This window comes from Dactylosporangium sp. NPDC005555 (assembly GCF_040605635.1).
Taxonomy (GTDB): Bacteria; Actinomycetota; Actinomycetes; order Mycobacteriales; family Micromonosporaceae; genus Dactylosporangium.
The window spans coordinates 226525-247673 of sequence record NZ_JBEXDG010000009.1 but is presented as its reverse complement, the minus strand read 5'-3'; the positions used below and the strand labels follow the sequence as shown (position 1 = coordinate 247673).

At 70.9% G+C, this 21149-nt stretch carries 19 protein-coding genes and 1 pseudogene; 3 read left to right on the top strand and 17 right to left on the bottom strand.

Annotation, left to right across the window (positions count from 1 at the left end; genetic code table 11):
- Positions 1–159: 159 nt before the first annotated feature.
- Positions 160–942 carry an IclR family transcriptional regulator gene (locus ABZS58_RS13540; RefSeq protein ID WP_354780985.1) on the top strand — a complete coding sequence of 261 codons (783 nt, stop codon included), beginning with the start codon at positions 160–162 and terminating at the stop codon, positions 940–942.
- 25 nt (positions 943–967) lie between these two features.
- On the opposite strand, the gene ABZS58_RS13535 is transcribed toward ABZS58_RS13540, so the two are convergent.
- Genes ABZS58_RS13535 through hsaA form a run of 7 tightly spaced genes read right to left on the bottom strand, consistent with a single transcriptional unit; the run spans position 968 to position 7375 of the window.
- Positions 968–1960 (bottom strand): aldo/keto reductase, encoded by a 993-nt coding sequence (locus ABZS58_RS13535; RefSeq protein ID WP_354780983.1) that lies wholly within the window; start codon positions 1958–1960, stop codon positions 968–970.
- Positions 1961–1969: 9 nt separating this feature from the next.
- Entirely contained in the window at positions 1970–2542 is a 573-nt protein-coding gene (locus ABZS58_RS13530) for a flavin reductase family protein (RefSeq protein WP_354780981.1), read from the bottom strand.
- A complete protein-coding gene (locus ABZS58_RS13525) occupies positions 2539–3534 on the bottom strand; it encodes an amidohydrolase family protein (protein ID WP_354780979.1) in 996 nt (331 codons plus the stop codon). Before ABZS58_RS13525 ends, ABZS58_RS13530 begins: the two co-directional genes overlap by 4 nt.
- Positions 3531–4433 carry an aldolase/citrate lyase family protein gene (locus ABZS58_RS13520; protein ID WP_354781027.1) on the bottom strand — a complete coding sequence of 301 codons (903 nt, stop codon included), beginning with the start codon at positions 4431–4433 and terminating at the stop codon, positions 3531–3533. The genes ABZS58_RS13525 and ABZS58_RS13520 overlap by 4 nt, the downstream gene beginning before the upstream one ends.
- Positions 4434–4435: 2 nt before the next feature.
- Positions 4436–5290, bottom strand: a complete 855-nt coding sequence (locus ABZS58_RS13515) for a VOC family protein (RefSeq protein ID WP_354780978.1) — start codon at positions 5288–5290, stop codon at positions 4436–4438.
- A 53-nt stretch (positions 5291–5343) separates the two neighbouring features.
- Positions 5344–6204, bottom strand: coding sequence for an alpha/beta fold hydrolase (locus tag ABZS58_RS13510; RefSeq protein ID WP_354780976.1), 861 nt, complete (start codon positions 6202–6204; stop codon positions 5344–5346).
- Positions 6205–6232: 28 nt separating this feature from the next.
- On the bottom strand, positions 6233–7375 hold the full coding sequence (hsaA, locus tag ABZS58_RS13505; protein WP_354780974.1) for a 3-hydroxy-9,10-secoandrosta-1,3,5(10)-triene-9,17-dione monooxygenase oxygenase subunit: 1143 nt from the start codon (positions 7373–7375) through the stop codon (positions 6233–6235).
- A 192-nt stretch (positions 7376–7567) separates the two neighbouring features.
- Here hsaA and ABZS58_RS13500 point away from each other — a divergent pair.
- Positions 7568–7702, top strand: a pseudogene (locus ABZS58_RS13500) (3,4-dihydroxy-2-butanone-4-phosphate synthase); the annotation flags it as partial.
- A gap of 191 nt (positions 7703–7893) precedes the next feature.
- Here ABZS58_RS13500 and ABZS58_RS13495 read toward each other — a convergent pair.
- The 10 genes from ABZS58_RS13495 to ABZS58_RS13450 form a co-directional block, all read right to left on the bottom strand.
- Positions 7894–9336, bottom strand: coding sequence for an MDR family MFS transporter (locus tag ABZS58_RS13495; RefSeq protein WP_354780972.1), 1443 nt, complete (start codon positions 9334–9336; stop codon positions 7894–7896).
- 176 nt (positions 9337–9512) lie between these two features.
- Positions 9513–9929, bottom strand: coding sequence for an MscL family protein (locus ABZS58_RS13490; protein WP_354780970.1), 417 nt, complete (start codon positions 9927–9929; stop codon positions 9513–9515).
- Positions 9930–10278: 349 nt separating this feature from the next.
- A complete protein-coding gene (locus ABZS58_RS13485; protein WP_354780968.1) occupies positions 10279–11865 on the bottom strand; it encodes an ABC transporter ATP-binding protein in 1587 nt (528 codons plus the stop codon).
- Positions 11862–13169 carry a hypothetical protein gene (locus ABZS58_RS13480; RefSeq protein ID WP_354780966.1) on the bottom strand — a complete coding sequence of 436 codons (1308 nt, stop codon included), beginning with the start codon at positions 13167–13169 and terminating at the stop codon, positions 11862–11864. The genes ABZS58_RS13485 and ABZS58_RS13480 overlap by 4 nt, the downstream gene beginning before the upstream one ends.
- A gap of 13 nt (positions 13170–13182) precedes the next feature.
- Positions 13183–14019 (bottom strand): ABC transporter permease, encoded by an 837-nt coding sequence (locus ABZS58_RS13475; RefSeq protein WP_354780964.1) that lies wholly within the window; start codon positions 14017–14019, stop codon positions 13183–13185.
- Positions 14009–14953, bottom strand: coding sequence for an ABC transporter permease (locus tag ABZS58_RS13470; protein WP_354780962.1), 945 nt, complete (start codon positions 14951–14953; stop codon positions 14009–14011). Before ABZS58_RS13470 ends, ABZS58_RS13475 begins: the two co-directional genes overlap by 11 nt.
- Complete coding sequence (locus ABZS58_RS13465) at positions 14937–15704, bottom strand: DUF1684 domain-containing protein (RefSeq protein ID WP_354780960.1); 768 nt, start codon at positions 15702–15704, stop codon at positions 14937–14939. Before ABZS58_RS13465 ends, ABZS58_RS13470 begins: the two co-directional genes overlap by 17 nt.
- Positions 15689–17320 carry an ABC transporter substrate-binding protein gene (locus ABZS58_RS13460; RefSeq protein ID WP_354780958.1) on the bottom strand — a complete coding sequence of 544 codons (1632 nt, stop codon included), beginning with the start codon at positions 17318–17320 and terminating at the stop codon, positions 15689–15691. Before ABZS58_RS13460 ends, ABZS58_RS13465 begins: the two co-directional genes overlap by 16 nt.
- A 113-nt stretch (positions 17321–17433) precedes the next feature.
- Positions 17434–18072 (bottom strand): GntR family transcriptional regulator, encoded by a 639-nt coding sequence (locus ABZS58_RS13455; protein ID WP_354780956.1) that lies wholly within the window; start codon positions 18070–18072, stop codon positions 17434–17436.
- A 282-nt stretch (positions 18073–18354) separates the two neighbouring features.
- Positions 18355–19347: a LacI family DNA-binding transcriptional regulator gene (locus tag ABZS58_RS13450; protein WP_354780954.1), complete on the bottom strand. Its 993-nt coding sequence runs from the start codon at positions 19345–19347 to the stop codon at positions 18355–18357.
- Between the two features lie 232 nt (positions 19348–19579).
- Between ABZS58_RS13450 and ABZS58_RS13445 the strand changes: the two genes are divergently transcribed.
- Complete coding sequence (locus tag ABZS58_RS13445) at positions 19580–20980, top strand: cellulose binding domain-containing protein (RefSeq protein WP_354780952.1); 1401 nt, start codon at positions 19580–19582, stop codon at positions 20978–20980.
- The last annotated feature ends 169 nt before the right edge of the window (positions 20981–21149 follow it).

Below are 21149 nucleotides of genomic sequence, written 5' to 3'. Positions count from 1 at the left end.
AAGGCATCCGAGCTTCCACGAGTGCGCCCTGGCTGCCCAGCGGCAGATCCCGCACAGTGGAACGAGTTCTGAGCTGCTCAGCCGGGTCGCCGTAATATTGCCGTCACGGGAGCGTAACGGGCTTGCAATCTTGGGCACCAGATGCTCTAGAGTCCAGATGTGCGCAGCCAACAAGACCGGTCGAGCGATTCGGTACTGCAACGCGCCGACTCGCTCCTCGGCGCGTTCGGCCCCAGGCACAGGAATCTCACGCTGTCCGCCATCGTCATCCGCACCGGCCTGCCCAAGTCGACGGCCCACCGAACCGCCAAGCAGATGATGGAACTCGGCTGGCTGGTCTACGAGAACGGCCAGTACTCGCTGGGCAGCCGGCTGTTCGAGCTCGCCGGCCACAGCTCGATCCGGTACGAACTGCGCGAGGCCGCGCTGCCGTACATGGAGGACCTCTACGAAAGCACCCACGGGGGCGTGCATCTGGCTGTGCACAAGGACCTCGACGTCCTCTACGTGGAGAAGATCCGCGGGCACGACGCCATCACCGACCTGTCCCAGGTCGGCGGCCGGATGCCGATGTACTGCACCGGTCTGGGCAAGGTGCTGCTCGCGTACGCGCCGGGCGAGGTGCTGGAAGCGGTCATCGACAAAGGGCTCGTGGGCCGCACCCAGGCCACCATCACCTCCCCCGTCCGGCTGCGCCGCGAGGTGCAGACCGTGCGGGCCTACGGTGTCGCGTACGACCGGGAGGAGGCGACCATCGGCGTCAGCTGCGTCGCCGCCCCCATCTACGGCTCGAACCGTGAGGTCGTGGCCGCCGTATCGATCAGCGGCCGGGCCAGAACCAACCGCCTCGACCGCCTGGCACCGGCCGTCACCGCCGCCGCGCTCGGCATCTCCCGCAAACTCGCCGGCGCCGGCGCCGGCGCCGGCCCGCGCCGCGTCTGACACAGCATCGCTGCTGAACACGGCGTCACGCCTTCGGCAGTCGCCAGCCCGGCGGGTACCGTTCCCCGCTCACCGGCGCCGCGGCGAGGACGGCCTCGATGCGTTGCAGGGTCTCGGGTGTGAACGCGACGTCGGTCGCGGCCGCGTTCTCCGCCAGGTGCCGTTCGTCGGTGCTGCCCGGAATCGGTACCACCAGCCGTGACCGATGCAGCAGGTGACTCAGCGCGAGCTGGCCGGGCGTGACCCCGGCGTCGCCGGCGACCTCGTTCAGCGTGGCGACGAGGCGCTGGTTGTGTCGCAGGTGCTCACCGCCGAAGCGGGGCAGCCGGGCGCGCAGGTCACCGTCGGCGAACCCGGCGACCGCCTGGAGCCGCCCGGTCAGCAGTCCCTTGCCGAGCGGCGCGAACGCGATCAGCGCCGCGCCGAGCCGTTCGCACTCGGGCAGCACGCCGGTCTCCACGCCGCGTTCGAACAGCGAGTACTCGCTCTGCACGGACAGGACCGGCGCGACGGCGGCGGCCAGGCGCAACTGCCCGGCGCCGACCTCGCAGAGGCCGATGTGGCGCACCTTCCCGGCGGCGACGAGCCCGGCCATCGCGCCGACCGTCTCCTCGATCGGCACCAGCGGGTCGGCCCGGTGAAGCTGGTACAGGTCGATCACGTCGGTCCGCAGCCGGCGCAGCGACGCCTCGGCCGACCCGAGGACGTGCGCGGGCCGGCCGTCGACGACCCGGCCGGTGCCGGTGCCGGTGTGATCGGGGACCAGTCCCACCTTGGTGGCCAGCACCACCCCGTCACGGCGACCGGCGAGGGCCGCGCCAAGGCGTTCCTCACCGGCGCCCCCGCCGTACGAGTCGGCGGTGTCGAAGAACGTGATGCCCAGATCCAGCGCATGGTGAACCGCCCGGGTGGCACGTTGCGCGCCGACCGTGCCGAAGTAGCCGTCGGCCAGGCCCATGCAGCCCAGCCCGATCGCCGATACGGTCGGCCCGTCGCGGCCGAGTCGCCGATAGCGCACCGCGATCAGCTACCCGGTGCCGGCGTCGGAGCCGAACCCGAACGCGCGGTCGATGGCGGCAGCGGCCTCGTGTTCGGGCGCGCGGTCGATCCCGGCGACCGGTTCGAAGCCGCCGTAGCGGCTGCGGAAGAAGAGCAGCGGCGACAGGCCGGGGTTCTCCCCCGCCGCCAGCGGACGGCCGATCACGATGTCGTGGTCGCCGCCCGGGTGGACAGCGACGATCTCGCACTCCAGGTGTGCCATGCTGCCGTCGATGACCGGCGCACCGGTGCGGCCCGGCGCCCAGGCCACCCCGGCGAACTTGTCGGCGCCGCTGACCGCGAAACCGCGGCTGAGCGCACGCTGGCCCTCGGCGAGGATGTTCACCGCGAACCCGCCGGTGGCCCGGATCCGCGGCCACGTCGTCGACGAGCGCGCCGGGCAGAACATGACCAGCGGCGGGTCCAGCGACAGCGACGAGAACGTCTGGCAGGTCATCCCGATCGGACCGTCGTCGTGGGCGGTGACGATGACGACCCCGGTGCAGAAGTGGCCGAGGACCCGTCGGAAGATCGCCGGGTCGGCCAGCGTCTGACCGTTCACAGCTTCGCCCGGGTGTAGAGCTTCCGGGCGTTGCCCTCGAAGATCTTGAACTTGTCGTCGTCGGTCAGCCACGGGATGCCAGTCACCATCGGCACGGTGTCGTCGAACTTGCGACCGGTCTCCGGGTCGACGAACTGCGCCGAGCCCCACATCTCGCTGGCGTAGAGCACGTTGTCCACGCCCATCTTGGCTATCGTCAGCTCGATGGACTCCGCGTCGTACGTGGACAGGTCGAACCAGATGTGCCGGACCACCTCCTCGAACGGCGCGAGCCGGGCGCCCACGTGGATGGCCCGCATCCGGTTCCAGTGGAACGGGATGCCACCGCCACCGTGCGGGATGACGAGCTTCAGGTCCGGGAAGTCGGTGAAGACCGAGGACGTGGTGAGCTCGACGACCGCGGCGACGTCGGTGTTGACGTAGTGCGAGCCGTTCATGTGCAGGTGCGGGTTGCGGGTGTTCGCCGCGTGGATCAGCCCGACCAGGTCGTACTCGCACATCTTCTCGTACAGCGGGTACCAGGAACGGTCGCCGAGCGACGGGCTCAGCGGCGCGATCCCGCCGGACGGGTCCGGGTTGAGCTGGAGGCTCACGAAGCCCATCGCCACGCAGCGCTCGATCTCCGGGATGCACGCGGCCGGGTCGACGCCGGGGCTCTGCGGAAGCTGGAACGCCGGGACGAACATGTCCGGGTACATCGCGCAGGCGCGGGCGATGAGGTCGTTGTTCACCTCGGTCCAGTGGCGGCTGATCCACTCGGTGCCGAACTCGTGCCCCATCAGACCGGCCCGCGGCCCGAAGATGACCCTGTCAATGCCGCGTTCGAGGTTCTCGTTCACGTGCGGCTGGAGGTGCTCGCGCAGGCAGTCGTCGGAGATGCCCGGATCGCCCTTGCCGCGCGGCGCCCGGCCGAGGGTCCCGATCTGCCTGCCGCGGTAGGCGTCCAACTGGACCGGGATCTGCGTGAAGTGCCCATGTACGTCGACGATCACGCCACACCCACCTTCGCGGTCGCCTGCTCCCCGATCCACTTCCGGGCGATGTCGGCCGCCTGGTTGGTGCGCACCGGGTTCGGCATCAGCCACCGGAAACCCTGCTCCAGCCGCCGTTGCACGTTCTGCGGTGTCACGTGCGGAATACCCGCCGGCACCCCCGCGTCGGCGCAGATGGCGAGCACGTCGGCGATCGCCGACTCCACCGCCGGGTGCTGATAGGCCCGCGGGTGACCGAGGTCCTGGCTCAGGTCGCCCTCACCGATGAGCACGGCGCCGATCCCCTGCACTTCGGACAGCATCCTCGGCAGGTTCCGGATCGCCTTGACCTCCTCGCACATCACGACGACGAAGACGTCACCCTGCGGTGCCAGTGGCCAGGTGTCGGCCCGGCGGTAGTACTCCATCACGTCGATGCCCCAGTACCGGGCGGCGCCGAACGGCCCGTCACCGCGGACTCCGGGTGGGTCGTACAGCGCCGCGGACTCCGGGCGGGGGTACCGGCAGGAGGCGACCGCGTTGCGCGCTTCCTCGACCGTGCTCACGTGCGGGAAGACGATGCCGTACACACCAGCGTCGAGGGCCTGTTTGGCCAGGAACTGGTTCATCTCCGACCCGTTGGCCGGAACGCGGACGAACGGGGTGACGGCCGGGGACACGTCCCCGCGCTCGGCCACCACCCGCCGGTCGAGCAGGTACTGGAGGCTGTCGCGCAGGGTCGCCGCCGAGTAGGGGTTGTGCTCCATCTCGAAGACGACCACGTCGTACGGGCCGGAGGCGAAGGACTGGGCACTGGCCGGGTCGGCCGGGGAGAACGAGGCGATGACCGGGCGGCCGGCCTCCAGCGCGGTGATGGCGCCGTTCAGGTGTACGGGAAGCTCCATGCTGTGCTGGGTCATGGTCACGCCGCCGGTTTCGCGACGGGCCAGTAGCCCCAGTAGCTCAGCGCCGTGAGATCACGCGTCAGCCAGGTGGCATCGTCCACGTGGCGCCCCTGCACCCCGTACTCGAGTTCGAAGCCGCCGGGGCAGAACAGGTAGAACGACAGCACCTCGTCGTTCGAATGCTGGCCCAGCTCGGACTTGAGCACGCCGGCCTCGCGGGCGCGGGCGAACGTGCGGCCGAACGTCTTGAGCGAGTCCGCCTCCAGCATCATGTGCCGCATGCCCTGCTCGGACTGGGTCTGCGTGAGCGCGATGGTGTGGTGGCGGGGGTTGCAGCCGAGGAACCGCAGCCGCACCGTCATGCCGTTCGGAAACTTCACGGCCATCGAGTCCCGGTGCCGGAAGCCCATCACCCGCGTGTAGAAGTCGAACGCGGCCTCGATGTCGGAGGCCGGCAGCACGACGTGGCCCATACCGAGCGCGCCGGTCAGGAAGCCACCACCGAACGGCAACTGCGCGTCGTCGCCGTCGACCACCGGGCTGAAGAACACCTCGACCGGGTTGCCGCACGGGTCGTCGAACGCGACGAACCGCTCCACCTTGCGCTCGGCGGCCTCGTCGGCCGACCCTTCCTTGACGGCGACACCGGCCGCCTGGAGCTCGGCCACGGCAGCGTCGAGGGTGGCACCGTCGCGCACCTCGAAGCCGGAGCCGGCCAGCCGGTCCCGCCGGCCGGGCACGATCGCCAGCCGGACCGGGCGGTCGTCGAGCCGGATGTGCAGCCCGCCGCCGGGCGCGTCGGTGACGAGCGCGCCGAGAACGTCGTGCGCGAACGTCCGCCACTCGTCGACGACGGTGGACTCGAGGCGCACGTATCCGAGACTATGAATGTCCATATGCCGGATTCCCTTCTGGAATCAGGAAGTCAGCCGTTGGCGAAGAAGTCTTTGGTCAGCCGCTCGAACTCGGCGCGCTGCTCGATCATGGCCCAGTGCCCGCACTTCGGGAACACGTGCAGCCGCGCGTTCTCCAGCAGGCGGAAGCCGACGAACGCGCCGTCGAGAGGCTGGACGCGGTCCTCCCGGCCCCAGGTGATGAGCACCTCGTGCTTGATCCGGTGCGCCTCGCGCCACAGCTCGCCCTCGGTGTGGAACTTCTGGTTGGCGACCTGCATCGCCTTGAGACCGGGGCCGGCGGCCGGGTTCATCGCCGCAGCGAAGCGGTCGGCGACCAGCTCGGGGGTGACGAGCGACTGGTCGTAGACCATGGACCGCAGGAACGCCTCCATCTTCTCCGGCGTCTTGTCCGTGGCGCCGAAGAACTCCATCAACCGGCGGATGCCCTCGCTGGGCCGCGGCGCGAAGAGCCCGATGGACAGCGCCGACCCCGGGCCCATCAGCACCAGGCGGCCGGCGCGCTGCGGGTACGACAACACGAACTGGGCCACCACCGATCCACCGAGAGAGTTGCCGAGCAGGTGGGCCTTCTCGATGCCGAGCTCGTCCATCAGCGCGGCAACCGCGTCCGAGGCGTACTGCAGGTAGCTGCGGTCGTACTCCGCCGGGTGCCCGGACTTGCCGAAGCCCGGCATGTCGACCAGGATCGTGCGGAAGTCCTTGGCGTAGTTCGCGATGTTGCCGGAGAAGTTGCTCCACGCCGACACCCCGGGCCCGGCGCCGTGCAGCAGGATCAGCGGTTCACCGGAGCCGGCCTCGTGGTAGTGCAGGGGGTGTCCCAGCACCGTCGTCGTCCGGCTGGTGGCGTCGTAGTCGGAAGCGTCGGACATCGATCCTCCAATGGGTGAACGTAGCAAGCTAAATGCCCTGGTCGGCGATGGAGAGGCCGAACTGGTGCGCGCCATAGGCCATCAGGATCGGCTCGGCGACGTTGCTGTTGTGCAGGCTGCCGGCGTGGATGTCGCGCCAGGCCCGCTGGATCGGGTTGCGTTCGTGCAGCACCCGGCCGCCGGAGTTGGTGAAGACCCGGTCGACGGCCGAGGCAGCGAGGTGCGTGGCACGGACCTGGTCGCGGCGGCAGCGGGCGCGCAGCTCGATCGGCAGTTCCTTGCCGTCACGGGCCAGCGTCAGCATCTCGTCGAAGTTGCGCATCATCTGCAGCCGGGCACCGTCCAGCTCACCGGCCGCCTCGGCGACGCGGGCCTGGGAGAACGGCTCCTCCGCGACCCGTGAACCCTTCGAGATGCGGGTCCGTTCGGCGGTCCAGGAGATGTGCTCATCGAGGGCACCCTGTGCGGCGCCGAGCAGGGGCGCCGTGATGCCGTAGCTGAACACCGAACCGAACGGCAGGGCGAAGATGGGCGAGTCGCTGGTGACACTGCCCGACGTGAACGGGTGCGTGCGGTGCTCCGGGACGAACGCGTCCTCGACGACGACGTCATTGCTGCCGGTGCCGCGCAGCCCCACCACGTTCCACACGTCGTCGACGGTGTAGTCCGTGCGCGGCAGCAGGAAGCACAGCCGGCGCACGGTGCCGTCCGCCTCGGTCGCCGCGCCGCCCAGGATCACCCACGAGCAGTGGTCGGATCCGGACGAGAACGACCAGCGCCCGCTGATCCGGTACCCGCCCTCGACGATGCGCACCGAGCCCCGCGGGGTGTACGAGGAGCTGATGAGCGTGTCCTGGCCGGCACCCCAGACGTCCTCCTGCGCCTGTTGCGGCATCAGGCCGACCTGCCAGTTGTGCACCCCGACGACGGCGAACACCCAGCCGGTCGACGGGCAGGCCGCGCCGATGATCATCGCGGCCTCCATGAAGGTCTGCGGGTCATACTCGAACCCGCCGTACATCGCGGGTTGCAGCATGCGGAACAGACCGGCGGCCTTCAGCTCGGCGATGGTCTCGTCCGGGATCCGGCGGGCGTTCTCGGCGGCGAATGCTCGTTCACGTAGCGCCGGTGCGAGCGCGCGAGCCTTGTCCAGCATGTCCTCCGGGCTCATGGCCGACCTCCTGAAGCTCTGCGGCGGTACGGATGAGAACCGCGCTTGGCTCACTCTCCAAAGACGCCCCGATCTTGTAAAGCGGCCGGTCCCGATGAGCGGCACGGTCACACCAGGTCGCGCCGCGCGGCCGTGCACTGAACGGACGTTCGGCCGATGCCCGCCCGCGGAAAGCGTGCATATGGTGACGCGATGGCAATCTTCGCCGCCATCCCCGACGCCGTGGCCGCCATCGCGACGGGCCGTCCTGTGGTGGTGGTCGATGACGAGCACCGGGAGAACGAGGGCGACCTCGTGTTCGCGGCGCAGTTCGTCACGCCGGAACTCCGGTATCTGCGGAGCGAACGAGACCGGATGGTCCACGCCCTCGGCGGGCTACCCTGGCACGACGACGACCTCTCGTGGGCTGCCCCGGTCGCGCGGGCCGGGCGGGCGACACCGGCCGACCATCGCGGGCGGGTCAGCGTGTACGGCCTGGCGACCGAGGACGCCGACCCGATGTGAGGTCACCCCCAGCCTCATTCGAGCAGCGGATCGGGCGCGATCCTGGCCCGCAACGGCACTTCCCGGATGAACAGCGTCAGCAGGAAGCCGGCCGCCATCACCACCGTGGCCACCAGGAACACCTCGTGCAACGCCGCCGCGAACGCCGCGTCCTGCGGCTGCCGGTCGCGCAGCGCCGCGTCCAGGTGCCCGGCGAACACCGCGCCGAAGAACGACACCCCGATCGAGGCGCCGACGGACCTGACGAACGCGAACGTCGACGTCGCCACCCCGAGGTCCCCGGCCCGGACGGCGTTCTGCCCGGCCAGCAGGAGGATCTGCATCACCGCACCCAGGCCGAGCCCGAGGCACGCCATGCCGAGCGCCTGGAACCAGTACGGTGACGTCACCGTCATCGTGGACATCACCAGCAGGCCCGCGGTCATCAGCGCCGTGCCCGCCACCGGGAACGCCCGGTACCGCCCGTGCCGGGCCAGCAGCCTGCCGGAGCTCACCGACGCCAGCACGAGGCAGACCATCACCGGGATCATCTTCAGCCCGGACACGGTCGGGGACGCGCCATCGACGATCTGGAGGTACAGCGGCAGGAACGTGACGGCGCCGAGCGTGCCGAACCCGACCAGGAACGCGGTGCCGCAGGCGAGCCGGAACACCGACGCGCGGAACATCCGCAGCGGCAGCACTGGCTCGGCGACCCGGGTCTGGACGAGCAGGAAGCAGCCGACGACCCCGACGAGCGCCACGACGCCGGGCAGCATCACACCCAGGTCGGCGAAATTACGCCCCCTGCCGGCCCACGTGGTCAGGAGCACGAGCCCGGCCGCCGCGACCGACAGCAGCACCGCACCGAGCCAGTCGACCCGTGCCGCCGTCCGCCGGGCCGGGAGCCGCAGCACCCGCCAGGTGATGACGAGCGCCGCGACGCCGATCGGCAGGTTCAGGAAGAACGGCCACCGCCATGACAGGTGCTCGGTCAGCACCCCGCCGACGAGCGGGCCCACCACCGAGGCGAACGCCCAGACCGCACCGATGTATCCCTGGTAGCGCCCGCGGGTCGCCGGTGCCAGCAGGTCACCGATGATGGCCTGGGCGCAGACGAGCACGCCCCCGGCGCCGACCCCCTGCACCGCCCGGAAGGCGACGAGCTGCGTCATCGTCTGCGCCAGCCCGGACAGCACCGACCCCACGAGGAAGACGCCGATCGCGATCTGGAACAGCGGTTTCCGCCCGTACAGGTCGCCGAGCTTGCCGAACAGCGGGGTGGAGACGGTCGACGCCAGCAGGTACGCGGTCACGACCCACGACAGGTACGTCAGCCCGCCGAGGTCGGACACGATCGTCGGCAGTGCCGTGGTGACGACGTTCTGGTCCAGCGCGGCCACGAACGTGCCCGACATCAGGCTCGAGAACACCATCATGATCTGCCGGTGGGTGAGCCCACCCTCGTCCTGCTCCACCCGGGCGATCCTGCCCCGGTGGAGCCGGTGCGGCTGCGGCGCGTTCCATCACCCGGCACACGATCACGTCACACCTACCCGGCCCGCACGTGCCCCGTCCCGCTCCTACTCGCACCGCGACGCCACCTTCCCGCGTCGGCCCACGCCGCGACCGACGGAGGCCCGTCAGGAGTGGCTCAGGCTGTGGCGAGTTCCGTGGTGCAGTGCGGGCAGCGGACCGCGCCCGCCGGCACGTCCTCCATCCGGCAGCTCGGGCAGGTCTTCGTCGGGGGCGGGTCCCCGAACACCGTTCTGCCGCGCTTCTGCATGTACGCCCGGTACGGCACCACGATCAGGAAATAGATGACGGCCATGAAGATGATGAAGTAGATGAGGGCGCCGATGAAGGCCCCCAGGTCGATCCGCTGGCCGTTCACCGTCCAGCCGATACCCTGCCCCGTCGCGCCGCCGCCCGCCAGCGCGTTGACCAGCGGCGTGATGACGCTGTCGGTGAAGGCCTTGATCAAGGTACTGAAGGCCAACGCGACCACCAGACCCACAGCAACGATGATCAGGTCGCCCTGCATCAGGAAGTTCTTGAAGCCCTTCAACATCCGCACTCCCCCTAGGCCGCCGCTGAGCCCTCTCTACCGAGCCGGCGCCGACTTAAACCAGGCTGACCTGACCAGGGTCGCCGATCGAGGACCACACCTGCAGGAGAGCTGCACAGGTCACTGCTGGAACTCACAGCCTGGGCCAAGCGGCACCGCAACCGACGGCGGGGCCGCCGGACGATCGGGAATGTTCCGGTCAACCGGGCCCGGCCGTTCGACGGATGTTCGCGGATCAACTGATGTTCAAGGACGACCACCTGGGGCCCATCCTGCGCACAACCTCGGCCTCCCGCCGTTGAGCGCTCTTCGTTGATCGACAGTCGCCGCCGGCAGGTCGCCGTCCGCTGCCTCAGTACGTCGGGAGTCGCGGCACCGCAGCGAGCAATTGCCGGGTGTAGGGGTGCTGCGGGCGTTCGAAAACGTCCTCGACCGGTCCGCGTTCAACGACGTCGCCGTCCTTCATGACGAGCACGTCGTCGCTGAGGTACCGGATGACGCCGAGATCGTGGGAGATGAACAGCATCGCCAGACCGCGAGCCGCCTGGAGCTCGGCGAGCAGGTCGAGGATCTGCGCCTGGATCGACACGTCCAGTGCCGACACCGGCTCGTCGCAGACCAGCAGGTCCGGCCCAGGTGCCAGGGCCCGGGCGATGGCCACGCGCTGCCGCTGGCCGCCGGACATCTCCGCCGGGCGGCGCTCGGCGAGTGACGCCGGCAGGCCGACGGTGTCCAGCAGCTCGGCGACGCGGCGGCGGCGCTCGGCCGGGTCGGGGACACCGTGCAGCGCCTCGCTGACGACCTGCCCGGTGGTGAACCGCGGGTCGAATGAGTTGAGCGGGTCCTGGTGGATGAGCTGGATCCGGCCGCGTCGCGGGCGGCGCTGCCGTTCCGGCAGGGCGCTCCACGCCGCACCGGCGAAGCGGACCTCGCCGGACTCGGGTCGTAGCAGGCCGAGCGCGATGCGTGCCACGGTGCTCTTGCCGGAGCCGGACTCGCCGACGATGCCGAGGGTGCGGCCGCCCGCCACCGTGAACGACACGTCGTGGACGGCGTCGCGCAGGGTCCCGTCCGGCCGGGGGTAGCGCTTGGTCACCCCGCGCACGTCCAGGAGCGTCTCCCCCACGCGGCCGGCGGTGGCCCGGCGCGGGCGCGCCGAGGGCACCGCGGCCAGCAGCTGCCGGGTGTAGGCGTGCCGGGCGGCGCCGAGCACGGCCTGCGGGGTGCCGGTCTCGACGATCACCCCGTCGCGCATCACCAGGATGTGGTCGGCCATCCGGCCCACCACGGCCAGGTCGTGACTGATCATCAGCAGCGCGGTGCCGCCCGCCCTGAGCTCTTCCAGCAGTGTCAGCACCTGTGCCTGGACCGTCACGTCGAGCGCGGTCGTGGGCTCGTCGACGACGAGGACCGGCGGCGCCGCGATCACCGCGGAGGCGATCAGCGCTCGTTGCCGCAGGCCGCCGGAGAGCTGGTGCGGGTACTGCTCGGCGCGCAGCGACGGTTCGGGAACACCGGCGTCGGCGAGCGCGCCGACCACCCGCGCCTCGCGCAGGCCGCGCGGGATCAGCCGATGCCGGCGCAGGGGCTCGCCGACGTCCTGGCGCACCCGGTGCAGCGGGTTGAGCGAGCCGAGGGCATCCTGCAGGACCAGGCCGATGTCGCGGCCGCGGACCTGGCGCCACTGTCGTTCCGACAGCGCGGTCAGGTCCCGCCCGGACAGCCGCAGCGCGCCGGCCGTCACGGTGGCGTTCGAGCCGGCCAGGCCGAGCAGCGCCCGGGCGGTGGCGCTCTTGCCGGACCCGGACTCCCCGACGATCGCCAGGCACTGCCCCGCGTGCAGGGTGAAGCCGATGCCGCGGACCGCCTCGACGGTGCCACCGCGGGCGCGGAAGGTCACGCGTAGGTCCTCGGCCGTCAGGACCGCGGGTGTGTTCACCGGTCCGCCGCCGTGGATTGTGCCCGCAGCGCGGCGATCCAGCGCTCATCGCGCCTCGACCGGCGACGCCGTTTGCGGTCCTCCAGGATGTCCGCGGCCCGGGCCGGGTCGCCGCTGCGGGCCAGCGCGTCGCACAGCGTGTCGACGACGATGTCCTGCTGCAGGCGGCTGCCGCCGACCAGGCTCACCGCCGACAGCACGCCGCCGATGTGCTGCGCGGCCTCGTCGTAGCGGCCCTCGCCGTGGGCGGCGACACCGTCGAGGACGGCGAGGACGACGTCGCGGTTGGGGCGGGCGGTCTCGGCCCGCCACGCGGCGCGGAGGGTGTCCAGCGCGGCGCGGTCGGCGAGCGCGAGGGCGAGCGCCGCGTGGACGTCGAACAGCCCGGTGCGCGCGGCGCCGACCTGCGTGCGGGCCAGTTCGGCCACCGGCGACCAGGGAAGATCCTGGCGGCCGTCGATCCGCAGCCGCCACAGCACGGCGGCGCTGTCCACCAGGGTCGTCCGCCGGTTGGAGACCCGCGGGTCGAGGGCGGCGTGGTAGCGATGCAGGCCGAGGTCCGCGTCGTCGTTCTCCAGTGCGACGAGCGTGTGGTGCCAGCGCAGGTGGGTCTGCAGCGGCGAGCGGGGGTGGCGGGTGTCGAACCAGCCGGCCAGGAACGATTCCGCCGTCGCGATGCGTCCGGTTTCGTGCAGGACGTGGACGTATCCGTGGCAGGCGGCCCGGTTGTCCGGCCGATCGCGCAGGGACAGCTCGGCGGCCGTCTCGGCCGCGGCGAACTGCCATGCCTCCTCGAACTCCAGCGAGCAGATCCCGGCAAGTGCCCAGTCGTCCGGGAACGCGGCGCTGGAGCGGGCGGCGAGGCCGAGCACCCCGTCCCGGCCGGTGCCGGCGGCGATCCGCCGCGTGCTGAGCAGCCCCGCGGCGAAGCCGAGCACGAGCAGGTCGCCGGGGTGGCGGTCGAGGTGCTCAGCGAACGCCGCCAGGTGCGCCGGCGGCGCCGTGACGAGATCGATCTGCCGGGCCTCACGCGCGGTGAGCCGGTCCGGCCGTTCGCGGCGCAGCCGGACCGCGGCGGTGAACGCCTCCCGGGCCTCTGCGTCGCGGCCCGCCGATGCGAGGCTCAGGCCCAGGCCGAGGTGTGCGACGGCGAGGCCCGGGTCCAGGGTGACGGCGCGGTCGAAGCCGTCGACGGCGGAGTCGTCCAGGGCCAGGAACTCATCGACGGCCTCGAAGTAGGCCGCCGCGGCCTGCGGGTCGTCGGTGGACACCGTCTGCCCGTACCGGTCCGTCTGCAATGTCATCCCTCTCCGGTGGTCATCGGCCGCCGCGGACCGCGCCGACGCCGAAGCGGGTGCGCAGTTCCCGGCCGAGGACGGTCACCGCGACGGCGGTGACGGTGATCAGCAGGCCCGGGAAGACCCCGGCCCACCAGGCGACGGCCAGCGTGGAGCGACCCTCGGCGAGCATCGCGCCCCACTCCGGCGTCGGTGCTTGCGTGCCCAGCCCGAGGAAGCTCAGTCCGGACGCGAAGATGATCGCCACCCCGAGCCCGAGCGTGGCCGTCACGAGCAGCGGGCCGATCGCGTTGGGCAGGATGTGCCGCCGGAGCGAGGTCCACGGCCCGACGCCGAGGCCGGTGGCCGCCTCGACGTAGCCGGCGCGGCGCACCACGAGCAGCCGCGAGCGCAGCAGCCGCGCGTAGCCGGGCATGTCGGCCAGCCCGATGGCGACGAGCAGGCTCAGCTCGCCCCGTCCGACGATCGTCACCACGACCAGGGCCAGCAGCAGCGCCGGGAACGCCAGCAGCACGTCGAGCACCCGGCTGAGGACCGTGTCGGCCAGCCGGCCGCCGAGCGCGGCGAGCACCCCGACCGGGACCGCGACGAGCAGCGCGACCAGCGTGGCGCCGGCCGCGATCCGCAACGAGTGCCGCGCGCCGTAGACGGCGCGGGTGAACAGGTCCCGGCCGAGCTGGTCGGTGCCGAACGGATGGTCCCCGCCCGGCGGGTGGAACGAGGCCAGCGGATCGGTCGTGTTCGGGTCGTGGCCGGTGAACAGCTGCGGCCACACCGCCGCGGCCGTGACGACGAGGATCACGAGCGCCGCCGCGACGGCCGCGACCGGCAGCCGGCGGGTGAACCTAGCGGCCATCGCGACGCAGCCTCGGGTCGACGACGAGGTACGACAGCTCGACGAGCAGGTTCAGCACCACGTACACCGCGGCGGACAGCATCACCACGCCGGTGACCATCGGGACGTCCTTGTTCGTCACCGCGGTCAGCGTCACCTGCCCGAGCCCGGGCCGGCCGAAGACCTGCTCGATGAGGACCGACCCGCCGAGGAGGCCCCCGACGAACCAGCCGGTGAGCGTGGTGGCCGGCACCAGGCAGTGCCGCAGCGCGTGCCCGGTCCGCACGGCCAGTTCACCGGCGCCACGCGCCCGTGCCGAGGTGACGAACGGCTGGCCGAGCGCGGTGTCCATCTCCTCACGCAGCACCTGCCCGAGCGTCCCGGCGACCGGCAGGGCCACCGCGACGGCCGGCAGTACGAGGCTGCGCCAGGTGCCGGCCTCGATCACCGGGAAGACGTGCCAGCGCAGCGACAGGAAGGTGATGAGCAGGACGCCCAGCCAGTACTGGGGCAGCGAGACGGCGACCATCTCGAAGCCGGAGAACAGCAGCCGGGCGAGGCGGTGCCGCTCCGGCACGAGGACCGCCGCGCCCACCGCCAGCAGTACCGCCAGCAGCAACGCCGCGACGGCGAGCTGTACGGTCGGCAGCAGCTGTTCGGTGAGCGCGTCCCAGACCGGCCGCTGCAACTGGTAGGAGGTGCCGAGATCGCCGCGGGCCAGGTCACCCAGCAGCCGGGCGTACTGCACGGCGACCGGGTCGGTCAGCCCGTACTCGACGCGGACCTGCTCCTTGAACTCCGGCGACACCAGTGCCTGGTTGCCCATGATGATGTCGACCGGGTCGCCCGGGATCAGGTGCAGCATGACGAAGCACAGCGTCGCCGCGCCCCACAGCTGCACCACCGCGATCACCGCACGGCGGGCGAGGCGGCTGGCGTCACGCCGGATGGGCACGGCCCAGCACCGACCTCTCGCCCGCCTCCACCGCGCTCGACAGCACGTTCTCCCGGGGCGGCAGCGGGCAGTTGTACCAGCCGGAGAACGCGCACGGCGGCAGGTACGCCCGGTTGAAGTCCACGACCCAGCCGTCGCCGGCGCGCAGTGCCTCGACAAAACGCCCGGGGCGGTACGTGCTCACCCCGGTCGTCGCGTCGGCGAACACGAACCACAACCCGTCGTGGCCCTCGAACGCGCGCACCCGATGCGGCGTGCCGGCGAGGACGAATGTCAGCTCGCCGGGGACGACATGTTCGCGGACCACGTCGTCGCGCTGGTACGGCACCGCGGTCGCCGCCGGCGCGGCGAACGGCTCGAACACCGCCGGCACCCGCCACCGCTCGTCGTAGGGGTAACGGTCGATCCCGCCGAACTCGGCCCGGGCCGGCGCCGCGTGCTCGTAGGTGCGCACCACCGGCGTGCCGTCCCGGACGAACGTCCGGATCGTCACGCCCGGCGCCTCGAGGTCGCCGTCCACATAGGACGTGCCGGCGAGGGCGACGCCGTCCCGGGTGAGCGGCGCGTCCGGCGCCACGGTGACGGTGAGCCGCCCGCCGTCCACGCCCCAGGTGCCGGGCACGCCGTCGAGGACCAGCGGCTCGAAGACGGTGTGGGTGCCGGTGAGGGCGACGTGGCCGGCCGGCCCGGCCGCCTCCTCCAGTCGCGCGGCCAGCCACGCCTCCCAGCCGGCGCTCACCTGGTGCGCCACACGGTGTAGAACGAGTCGGGGTAGCCCGACACCGTGAACTGCGTGCCCTGCACGGTGTTCGACGCGCCGAGCAGGTACTGCGGGACGTAGATCGGCACGGCGGCGGCGTTGTCGATGACCCAGCGTTGCAGCGGCTTGTAGGCAGCGGGGCGGTCCTCCTGCCGCAGCGCGGTCAGGCCCTGGGTGAGCCAGCCGTCGACCTGCGGGGCGTCGACGTTGGCGTAGTTGGCGCCGCCCTTGGTCGCCAGGAACTTCGACGACCATACGTTGAACAGCATGTCGGGGTCCGCGCGCTGGTTGCTCTGGTCGGTGATGTCGTAGTCGCCGGCCCGGGCGCGGGAGGCGAACGTGCCGGCGTCCAGGCCCTGCAGCGTCACCTCGAAGCCCAGCTTCTTGGCGTTGTCGGCGATCGCCTGCGCCACGACATCACGCTGCTCCCGCATGACGGTGCTGTTCTGCGTCCACACCACCGTCAGGCGTCTGCCGTCCTTGGTGCGGTACCCCTGGGCGTCCTTCTGCGCCCAGCCGGCCTCGTCGAGCAGGCGGTTGGCGAGGGTCACGTCCTGCGGCCAGCTGCCCTCGAGGGAGCTGTCGTAGGAGTACGGCGTGCTCGGCGTGAGCGGGCTCCAGGCCCGCGGGAAGCGGCCGGCGTAGACCGACTTGACGATGTTATCGATGTCGATGCCGCGCTGGAACGCCTGGCGCACCTTGATGTCGTCGAACGGTCCCCGTTTGGTGTTGAGGTAGGCGGTGAACGGGGTGCCGGCCGCGGCGGCGCTGAGGATCCGCACCCCGCCGCCGGCCTCGAACGCGGCCGCGGTGACCGGGGGCACGTTGGCTGCGAGCTGGGCCTGTCCGCTGCTGACCGCGCCGACCCGGATCGCGCTCTCCGGCAGGAACCGGACCTCGACCTTGTCCAGATAGGCCGCTCCCTGGTGCGGCGAGCCCTCCGGCGGCCAGTTGTAGGCGTCGTACCGGGCCAGCGTGAGGCTTTGCCCCTTGGTGTAGGCGGCGGAGGTGAACGGTCCGGTGCCGACGGCGTTCGGGCCGCCCGCGCACAGTGCCGCCTGCCCCTTGGCCAGCGCGGCCGGCGACTGGATGCCCAGCACCGAAAACGACACGAGTTGCAGGAACGGCGCGAACGGCGACTTGAGTTTGATCACCAGCGTGCCGGGGTCGGTGGCGGTCGCGGAGCCGAACGGCAGCGAACCGGCCAGCGGCGCCTTGGTGGCCGGGTCGACGAAGTGCTCGAAGGTGGCCTTCGCGGCCGTCGCGTCGAGCTTCGCGCCGTCGTGGAAGGTCACGTCGTCACGCAGGTGGAACGTATAGGTGGTGCCGTCGGCGGAGACGTCCCAGGATTTCGCGAGCCACGGATGGAAGGCACCCTTGACGTCTTGGAAGATCAGCGAGTCATAGACGTTGCGCTGCAGGATCTGGGTGGCGATCTGGCTCGGCGCGGCAGGGTCGAGGCAGGTCGGTTCGACGTCGGTGGCGAACACGACCGTGCCGCCGCGCACGGGTGTTCCGGAGGCGGCACCGTCGCCGGGAGTACCGGTGGCGCTGCAGGCGGCGACGAGCGCCACCGACGCTGCCGCCACGACCAGCCTGCGAGACATGGTTACTCCCCTTTTCAGACGTGCTTGCTAGGAAATCAGTGCGAGCGTATACACGCGTCGACGTAGCGGCAAGAGTCCCCCGCTGTGACCTGTCTTGCTGAACTCAGCCCAGCTCAGGAGGAGGAGGCGAGCTTCGCCAGCCGCGCCTCGCGGGCCCGGCCCAGGTGCGCCACGGTCGCCCGGCTGGCCTCCTCGGCGTCACCGGCCTCGATCGCGGCGACGATCCGCTCGTGCTCGTCGCCGGCGATCTCCTGGTCGGCCAGGGTCGGCTCCTCGGCGTCGTAGACCGCCAGCATCGAGTCCAGCCGCTCCAGCAGATCGATGATCGTGGCGTTACCGGCCGCCGCGCGCAGTGCCTTGTGCCAGGCCGCGTGCAGCTCACGCAGCCGCGTCGGGTCGGTGGCGGCGCGCGCCTCACGACCCAGGTGCGCGAGCCGCGCCAAATCGTACGCCGAGCGCCGGGCGGCGGCCCCCGCCGCGCACGTCGACTCCAGCGCGATCCGCGCCTCGTAGATCTCCAGCAGCTCCTCCGGGCTGCGCATCCGCACCCGGTAACCGCGGCGCTCCCGCTCCAGCAGCCCGTCCCGCTCCAGCAGGGCCAGCGCCTCGCGCACCGGCGTCCGCGACACGCCGAGCCGCTCGGACAGCAACGTCTCGAGCAGCACGGTGCCCGGTGCGAGTTTCCCGCTGACGATCTCGGCGCGCAGCCGCTCGTACTGCGTCGAGGTCGAGTCGCGGTTGGCTGCGGGCACCGGAGGCCTCCAAAACATCACCGGGCGGGACGGGGCCCCACTGTAGTTCAGCCCGAGTCACCCGCCGACGGCGTCCGCTCGACAACCAGCGCCTCGATCAGGCCGGGGAAAGCACGCGTCGCCGCCGTCCGCAGCCCCGTCGAACCGGATCGATTGGTCCGCAGCGGGTGGACGCAGCGTTACGGCCAGGCGGTGGACGACCTGCTCGACGGTGCTGAGCTGCGCGCCGATGCGGCTGGCGACGTCGACCTGACCAGCAAACCGCTGATCTGGGGATCGGCGTCATCGCCGGCGTGGGGGTGCGGTGCTTTGGCGCGTGATGAGGGTGGTCGGCAGTTCGATTCGGGAGTGCTCGGGTCGCCGGCCCGCGGCAAGGGTCATCACGAGCTTCGCTGCGGCGGCGCCCATGTCGGCGAGCGGCTGGCGGACCGTTGTCAGCGGCGGTGTCGACCATTGCACGAACGCGAGGTCGTCGAAACCGACAACGCTGAGATCCTTGGGAACGCGGACTCCGGTCTGGTGTGCGGCTTCATAGACGCCGATGGCCTGCAGATCGTTGGCGGTGACGACGGCGGTCGGCGGGTCGGGCAACTGCAGCAGGTAGTGGGCGGCTGATCGACCACCGTCGACGTACAGCGGTTCCGTGCGCAGGAGCGCAGGGTCGACGGGTATCCCTGCGGCGTCCATGGCGGCGCGGTAGCCATCGAGGCGGGCACGGCAGCACAGGTACTGATCCGGACCGTTGATCATGGCGATGCGGCGGTGACCGAGGTCGATGAGGTGGCGGGTAGCGGCCAGTCCGCCGTTCCAGTTCATCGCTCCGACCGAGGGTGTCTGGTGCATGGGTTCGCCGCTCGGGTCCAGGACGACCAGGGGGATGGCCGCGGCGGACAGCTGGGCCAGTTGGCGTTTGGTCAGCTCGGCGGATACAGCGATGACGCCGACGGGACGCCGGGCGAGGACCTGGTCGGACCACCCTCGACCGGGGGTCAGGCGACCCTGCATCTCGGTGAGCGCGACGGCCAGGTCATGTTCCCGGGCGATCTGTTCGACACCGCGGATGATCTCCAACGCCCACAGGCTGTCCAGCGACTGGAACACGACCTCCAGGATCGCGGTCGGCGCAACGTGGTCGCTGCGTTGGTACCCGTGCTCGCGGATCAGCTCCTCGATGCGGCGGCGGGTGTCGGCGGCGACGCCGGCGTGGCCGTTGATCACCTTGGAGACAGTGGGTGATGACACCCCTGCCAGCTCGGCGATGCGGGCCACGGTCATCTCCCGCCGTGGACGACGGTCTACGCCTGCGTCAGGGCCTGTAGATGTCACCGGCGCAGTCTATGCAGACCCCCAACGCCCGACGCCGTATCTGGATGTTTCGAGAAACTTACAGAATGTTGCGTTCCTGAAAGTTCGCCTACCTGCAGAAACTTGGGTGCCCTATTGATTCTGGTACCAGATGGACTGCCGCAGCCGCACGATGGCGCGCAGTCGAAGCACTGGAGGACACATGCAACGCTGGATCAAGTTCGGACGCCTCCGAACTGCGGCGGTCTTCACCGCCGCAGTCCTGCTGCTGGGTGCGGCGCTGACCGTCCCCGCTCATGGCGCGGCCGCGGCGGACGCATCAACGAAGTACCTGGCCATCTTCCGCCAGACGAGCCCCACCGAGATCCCGGCGGGCACCGCCAGCCGATACGGCGTCACCCCGGCCAGCGCGGTGTGGTTCGACAGCTGGGGCACCGGGAATGCCTTCAACTCCGCTGAGGCCAGGGCCCTCTGGAACCAGGGCGTCGTGCTGCATTACACCTGGGAGCCCTGGAACACAGCGCTCGGCGTGAGCGACCCCAACCAGATCCACCTCCAGGACATCATCAGCGGGAGGTGGGACAGCTACATCAAGGCCCGCGGCGCGGAGTTCGCAGCGGTCGGCGCGCCAATCATGGTGCGGTGGGGACACGAGTTCAACGGCAACTGGTACCCCTGGGGCATCGTCAACAACAACAGCAACCCCGCGCTCTACGTCAGCGCCTACCGGCGCGTCCACGACCTCGTCGTCGCCGCCGGCGCCACCAACGTCCAATGGATCTGGTGCTTCGGCAACGGCTCCGTCCCCGAAGCCTCCTACAACGACCCAGCGCAGTCCTACCCGGGCGACGCCTACGTCGACTGGGTCGGCATCGACGGCTACAACTGGGGCTACGGCCCGTCCTGGGACCCGACGGGCAACCACTGGACGAACTTCGAGTCGATGTTCGCCGGCTCCTACACCAAAGCCCGCACCATCGCCCCGCGACGCCCGGTGATGATCGCCGAAGTCGGCTCCAGCGAGGACGGCGGCAACAAAGCCCAGTGGATCAACGACATGTCCACCGCCCTGCAGTCCGGGCGCTACCCGGACCTGAAGCTGCTCGCCTACTTCGACCAGGACAAGGAGGAGCGGTGGTCGGGCACCTCGTCGTCCGCCACCCAAACCGCCTTCACCGCCTGGGTGAAGCAGTCATACATGCGAGGATCGGGAACAGACCTGGCCCAGGTCGCCGCGCAGTACAAGGGAACCACCACCAGCGCACCGCCCACCTCCACCCGGCCGTCCACCACCACCCCGCCCGCACCTGGCGCCTGCACCGCGACATACAGGACCGTCGGCACCTGGCAGGGCGGGTTCCAGGGCGAGGTGACCGTCCGCGCCGGAGCCTCGGCGATCAACGGCTGGACCGCCCGCTGGACCCTGGCCGGCGGCCAGTCCATCAGCCAGCTCTGGAACGGCACGCTGAGCGTCAGCAGTTCGTCGGTGACCGTCAAGAACGTGAGCTGGAACGGTGCGCTGGGCGCGAACGGCACGACCACGTTCGGGTTCCTCGCCGGAGGTCCAGCGTCGTCACCGTCAATTAGCTGCACGAGCCCATAACCGCGGCCCATACGCTGCGGGGTTACGGCGGACTGAAGAGTGGCGGACCCATGGAGATCGAGCGCTCAGCACCGCGCAACGACAACTGGGTCCGCCACTCATCGGAGGACGATGGGTGTTGCCCGGTCCTGGACGGGCCGGGTGGCGTCTGGGCCCACCGCTGTGTCGG

Bases quoted from the DNA above. Each gene is read 5' to 3' on its own strand.
- ABZS58_RS13520 (WP_354781027.1), bottom strand. From the start codon at position 4,433: ATGACCCAGCACAGCATGGAGCTTCCCGTACACCTGAACGGCGCCATC.
- ABZS58_RS13510 (WP_354780976.1), bottom strand. From the start codon at position 6,204: ATGTCCGACGCTTCCGACTACGACGCCACCAGCCGGACGACGACGGTG.
- hsaA (WP_354780974.1), bottom strand. From the start codon at position 7,375: ATGAGCCCGGAGGACATGCTGGACAAGGCTCGCGCGCTCGCACCGGCG.
- ABZS58_RS13490 (WP_354780970.1), bottom strand. From the start codon at position 9,929: ATGTTGAAGGGCTTCAAGAACTTCCTGATGCAGGGCGACCTGATCATC.
- ABZS58_RS13480 (WP_354780966.1), bottom strand. From the start codon at position 13,169: ATGACATTGCAGACGGACCGGTACGGGCAGACGGTGTCCACCGACGAC.
- ABZS58_RS13475 (WP_354780964.1), bottom strand. From the start codon at position 14,019: ATGGCCGCTAGGTTCACCCGCCGGCTGCCGGTCGCGGCCGTCGCGGCG.
- ABZS58_RS13460 (WP_354780958.1), bottom strand. From the start codon at position 17,320: ATGTCTCGCAGGCTGGTCGTGGCGGCAGCGTCGGTGGCGCTCGTCGCC.
- ABZS58_RS13450 (WP_354780954.1), bottom strand. From the start codon at position 19,347: ATGACCGTGGCCCGCATCGCCGAGCTGGCAGGGGTGTCATCACCCACT.
- ABZS58_RS13445 (WP_354780952.1), top strand. From the start codon at position 19,580: ATGCAACGCTGGATCAAGTTCGGACGCCTCCGAACTGCGGCGGTCTTC.